The 5,427-nt window shown below is 73.8% G+C and carries 4 protein-coding genes; all 4 read right to left on the reverse strand.

The window, feature by feature from the left end; translation table 11 throughout:
- Nucleotides 1–307: 307 nt before the first annotated feature.
- The 4 genes from ABZW03_RS36550 to ABZW03_RS36565 all read right to left on the reverse strand — a co-directional run bounded on the left by ABZW03_RS36550 (nucleotide 308) and on the right by ABZW03_RS36565 (nucleotide 5,372).
- Nucleotides 308–1,153: an HAD family hydrolase gene (locus ABZW03_RS36550; protein ID WP_355268489.1), complete on the reverse strand. Its 846-nt coding sequence runs from the start codon at nucleotides 1,151–1,153 to the stop codon at nucleotides 308–310.
- 111 nt (nucleotides 1,154–1,264) lie between these two features.
- Complete coding sequence (gene serS / locus ABZW03_RS36555) at nucleotides 1,265–2,539, reverse strand: serine--tRNA ligase (protein WP_355268492.1); 1,275 nt, start codon at nucleotides 2,537–2,539, stop codon at nucleotides 1,265–1,267.
- Nucleotides 2,540–3,045: 506 nt separating this feature from the next.
- Nucleotides 3,046–3,981: a prephenate dehydratase gene (gene pheA / locus ABZW03_RS36560; protein WP_355268495.1), complete on the reverse strand. Its 936-nt coding sequence runs from the start codon at nucleotides 3,979–3,981 to the stop codon at nucleotides 3,046–3,048.
- 191 nt (nucleotides 3,982–4,172) lie between these two features.
- Nucleotides 4,173–5,372, reverse strand: a complete 1,200-nt coding sequence (locus tag ABZW03_RS36565; RefSeq protein WP_355268498.1) for a Dyp-type peroxidase — start codon at nucleotides 5,370–5,372, stop codon at nucleotides 4,173–4,175.
- Nucleotides 5,373–5,427 lie beyond the last annotated feature (55 nt).

The following is a 5,427-nucleotide window of genomic DNA, read 5'->3' on the forward strand; positions in this document are numbered from 1 at the left end:
GCCCCCCGCCCCCCGGCCCCCCCCCGCCGGGATTCTCCGTTACCACCCACCCCCCCCCCCCCGCCCCTTCGGGGGCGCGGGGAACTGCGCGCGGCGGAAGGCTAGGGCGGGACGGTCGGGCGCGCGGCGGTCCTTCGACCGGGTTTCGCGCTGGTTGGGCGCGTTCCTCAGGGGCGCGGGGAACTGCGCGCGGCGGAAGGCTAGGCCGGAAAGGCCGGGCGCGCGCCGGTCCTTCGGCCGCAGGCCGGAGTCGTCAGGCGCGGCGCCAAGCCGCCGCGCAGCGGCCGCCCGCCCCCCGCCGGAGGCGTCACCGCTGCGGGTAGAGGCGCTCCAGGACCGTGGCGACGCCGTCCTCGTCGTTGCTGCCGGTGACGGCGTCCGCGACGGCGAGGAGCTCCTCGTGGGCGTTGGCCATGGCGACGCCGTGGGCGGCCCAGCCGAACATCGGGACGTCGTTGGGCATGTCGCCGAAGGCGATGGTGTCGGCGGCGCGGACGCCCAGGCGGCGGGCGGCGACGGCCAGCCCGGTGGCCTTGGACAGGCCGAGCGGGAGCAGCTCGACCACGCCGGCCCCGGCCATCACCACGCCGACCAGGTCGCCGGCGGCGCGCCGGGCGGCCTCGGCGAGGGCGTCGTCGGTGAGCGCGGGGTGCTGGATGTACAGCTTGCTGAGCGGGGCGTCGTACAGTCCGTCCCGCCCGACCCGGACGACCGGCAGGTCGGAGCCGATCAGCAGCTCGTAGCCGGGGCCGGCCAGCACCTGGCCGTCGAGGCCGTCCTGGTTGGCGGCGATGGCCAGCGGGCCGGTCTCGGTCTCGATCTTCTCGATCGCGAGCGCGGCGAGCCGCCGGTCCAGGGTGAGCGAGGTGAGCAGCTTGTGCGCGCCGGCGTCGTACACCTGGGCGCCCTGGCCGCAGACGGCTATCCCGGTGTAGCCGATCTCGTCGAAGACCGGGCGGGCCCAGACCGCCGAGCGCCCGGTGACGATGATGTGCAGCGCGCCCGCGCCGGTGGCCGCGGCCAGGGCGGCGCGGGTGCGCTCGGAGACGGTCTCCGCGCTGGTGAGCAGCGTGCCGTCGAGGTCGGTGGCGACCAGCCGGTAGGGCAGGTCGCCACCGTCGGGGGAGACGAGGTCGGGGCTGGTGGTGCTCATGGGCCGTACGTCTCCCGGGAGTTGCGGGTGGTGCTGGGTGGTGCTGACCGGCTTCTCGGCCGGCTTCTCGGCCGACTGCCGGACGGGCAGCCGGCCGAGAGGCCGGACCGGCTACTTGACCGGTTCGAGGACGGCCCGCCCACCGAGGTACGGCCGCAGTGCCTCGGGCACGACGACCGAGCCGTCGGCCTGCTGGTGGTTCTCCAGGATCGCCACGATGGTGCGCGGGACGGCGACCAGGGTGCCGTTCAGGGTGGCGAGCGGGCGGGTCTTGCCCTCCTCGCGCATCCGGATCGACAGCCGGCGGGCCTGGTACTCGGTGGTGTTGGAGGTCGAGGTGACCTCGCGGTACTTGCCCTGGGTGGGGATCCACGCCTCGATGTCGAACTTGCGCGCGGCCGAGGCGCCGAGGTCGCCGGAGGCGACGTCGATGACCCGGTACGGCAGCTCCAGCGCGTTGAGGAAGTCCTTCTCCCACTGGAGCAGGCGGCGGTGCTCGTTCTCCGCGTCCTCGGGGGTGGTGAAGACGAACATCTCCACCTTCTCGAACTGGTGGACGCGGATGATGCCGCGGGTGTCCTTGCCGTAGGTGCCGGCCTCGCGGCGGAAGCAGGACGAGTAGCCGGCGTAGCGCAGCGGCAGCTTGTCGGCGTCGAGGATCTCGTCCATGTGGTACGCCGCGAGCGGGACCTCGCTGGTGCCGACCAGGTACCGGTCGTCCTCGGCGAGGTGGTACACGTTCTCGGCGGCCTGGCCGAGGAAGCCGGTGCCGTCCATGGCGGCCGGGCGGACCAGGGTCGGGGTGATCATCGGGATGAAGCCGGCCGCGGTGGCCTGGGCGATCGCCATGTTGACCAGGGCGAGCTCCAGCAGCGCGCCGACGCCGGTCAGGTAGTAGGAGCGGGCACCGGCGACCTTGGCGCCGCGCTCGGTGTCGATCGCGCCGAGGATCTGGCCGAGCTCGACGTGGTCGCGGGGCTCGAAGCCCTCGGCGGCGAAGTCGCGCGGGGTGCCGATCTCCTCCAGGGTGACGAAGTCCTCCTCGCCGCCGACCGGGGCGGCCGGGTCGATGAGGTTCGCCAGCGAGCGGAGCAGGCGGTCGGCCTCCTCCTTGGCCGCGCTCTGCTCGGCGTCGGCGGCCTTGACCTCGGCGGCGAGGTCCTTGGTGCGCTGGAGCAGGGCGGTCTTCTCGTCACCCTTGGCCTGGGCGACCTGCTTGCCGAGCACCCGCTGCTCGTTGCGCAGTTCGTCGAAGCGGCTGCCCGAGGACCGGCGCCGCTCGTCGGCGGAGAGGAGGGCGTCGACCAGGTCGACGTCCTCGCCACGGACGCGCTGCGAGGCGCGCACTCGGTCAGGGTCCTCACGGAGCAGGCGAAGGTCAATCACAGGCCCTAGCGTACCGGGCGGCCGTTCCTCCACCGGTACGGCTTTTTCCTGGGGATAACTCGCCCCGACCTGTGGATAACTTCCGTGGGGAACGCTCCGGCGACGGGTTATCCACAGGTCCGAGCCTGGACCTGTGGATCAAAGGGGAGGATCGCCTTCCGCGTGAACGAACCAGGGAATTCGCGTTTCAAACCTCAATCAACCTTCCCGAGTGAGGGAATTGAAGCACTCGGACGGGTGATTTGCTGGCAACCGGGTGACTCTGGTCCGATTGGTCATCTCTGCGACGCAAACCGATGGTCCGACCGGGTCTGCGCAATGGCTATACCGGTTTGTCGACTCGTCCCCAGGCCTGTGGATAACTCCGGGCTGTGGACAGCCCGAGCCCCTGTGGACAGCGGTCTCCGGCCCCGACCGCCCCTGTGGACGACGGTGCGGTCATCCACCCGGGCCGATCGGGCCGATCGAAAACAGTCGGAAAAGGACGGAAAGACGTCAGGAGAAGCTCAGACGTCCCCGCGGCCGTCGAGCGCGCGGGAGAGCCAGTCCGCCGCCGAGGCGAAATCCTCGTCCGAGGTCCCCGGCCGCCGGTGGACGGACGCCTGCCGGTCGGCGCGCGGATAGGAGCCGAGGTACCGCACCTGCGGGCAGATCCGCTTGAGCCCCATCATCGCCTCGCCGACCCGGCGCTCGGACAGGTGGCCCTCGCAGTCGATCAGGAAGCAGTAGCTGCCCATGCCCTCGCCGGTCGGACGGGACTCGATCCGCATCAGGTTGATCCCGCGCACCGCGAACTCCTGGAGCAGCTCCAGCAGCGCGCCCGGGTGGTCGTCCGGCAGCCAGACCACCATCGAGGTCTTGTCCGCGCCGGTCGGCGAGGAGACCCGCCCCGGGCGGCCGACCAGCACGAACCGGGTGGCCGCGCTCTTCGCGTCCGCGATCTCCGTGACCAGCGGCTCCAGCCCGTAGATCGCCGCCGCGAACTCGCCCGCGAACGCGCCGTCGTAGCGGCCCTCGGCGACCAGCCGGGCGCCGTCCGCGTTGGAGGCGGCCGACTCCCAGGTCGCCTCCGGCAGGTTGGCCGCCAGCCAGCGCCGCACCTGCGGCTGGGCCACCGGGTGGCTGGTCACCGTCTTGATCCCGGACAGCTCGGTGCCCGGCCGCACCAGCAGCGCGAAGGTGATCGGCAGCAGCACCTCACGGTAGATCATCAGCGGTGCGCCGGAGGCGAGTTCGTCGTTGGTCGCGGTGACCGCGCCCTCCACCGAGTTCTCGATCGGGACGAACGCCCCGGCCGCCTCCCCGTTGCGCACCGCGTCCAGCGCCAGCGCCACCGAGGACAGCGGCACCAGCTCCCGGGTCGCCGCCTCGGGCAGGGTGTGCAGGGCCGCCTCGGTAAACGTGCCGGCCGGTCCGAGGTAGGTGTAGCGGGTGGCCGACATGACGCCTCCTGGGGTCTCGGTGCTGCGCCGGCAGGGTGTGCCGAAGCAAATCACCCTAACGATTCCGCGGCCCCGGCGGGAAAGCGTTCCAGCAACCGGGACCGCGGCGGTGGACCCCGGTGGACCCCGGTGAACGCCGGGGGACCGGAGGGGAATCCGGGAGGGAAGCCCGGGTGGGAAGCCCGGGGGAGCTACCCCTCCAGCAACTGCTGGCCGAGGTAGCCGCCGGGCGGTGCGCCCGGCGGCACCGCGTACAGGCCGCTGGCCTCGTGCCGCAGGAAGCGGGAGAGGCCGTCGCCCCGGGAGAGCTTGCGCTGCACCGGGGTGAAGCCCTTGCGCGGGTCGGCCTGGAAGGCGAGGAAGAGCAGCCCGGCGTCCGGCGAGCCGTCCGGCAGCAGCCCGTCGTGGTACGAGAAGCCGCGCCGCAGCATCGCCGCCCCGCCGTTGGCCGCCGGGGCGGCGACCCGCACGTGCGCGTCGGCGGGGATCGCCAGGGTGCCGTCCGGGCCCTGGGCGGTGAGGTCGACCGGGGCCCGCTCGCCGGCCCCGGCGGGCGCGCCGAGCGGGGCGCCGTCCGACTTGCGCCGTCCGATCACCCGCTCCTGCCGGTCCACCGGCAGCGCCTCCCAGTGGTCCAGCAGCATCCGGATCCGCCGGAACACCAGGTACGAGCCGCCGGCCAGCCAGGCCGGCTGTTCGCCGCCGGCGGCGCAGAACACCGTGGCGGCGAAGCCCTCCTCGTCGGGCCGGGGGTTGTTGGTGCCGTCGATCTGGCCCATCAGGTTGCGGCCGGTCACCGGCCGCGCGGCGGCGCCGGGCGTACGGGCGAAGCCGGCCGACTGCCAGCGCAGCGCCGCCGTACCGGTCGCCAGCCGCTGGAGCACCCGCAGGGCGTGCACCGCGACCAGGGCGTCGTCCGCGCCGATCTGGACGAACAGGTCGCCGTCGCCCCGGGCCGGGTCGAGCGCGTCGCCGGGGAAGGCGGGCAGCGGTTCGAGGCCGGGCGGGCGGCGGTCGGCCAGCCCGGCCTTGTCGAACAGCGCCGCGCCGAAGCCGACCGTGACGGTGAGCGAGCAGGGTCCGGCGTCCAGCGCGACCTGGTTGTCGAACTCCTCGGCCGGCTCCCCGGCGGTCAGCTTCTCGGCCGCCTTCGTCCAGCGCCGCAGCAGGGTGCGCAGCCCGTCCCGGCCGACGCCCTCGGCCAGGTCGAAGGCGGCCAGCTGGACCCTGGCCTGCGCCGGGTCGGTGATCCCGGCCTGGTGCTCGCCGCGGAACGGCACCCGGGCGGTGCCCAGCGCCCCGCCGGCCGGGTCCGCCGCGGTGGCCGTCCGGCCGGGCCGCCCGTCCAGGGCGACCGCCCCGGCGACGCTGTCGCAGCGCTTCGGCTCCAAGCGGGGCCTGCTGCTGGCGTTCGCCGCGGACGCCGCCGCGAACGCCGCCGCGCCC

This window comes from Kitasatospora sp. NPDC004799, from assembly GCF_040609095.1.
GTDB lineage: Bacteria > Actinomycetota > Actinomycetes > Streptomycetales > Streptomycetaceae > Kitasatospora.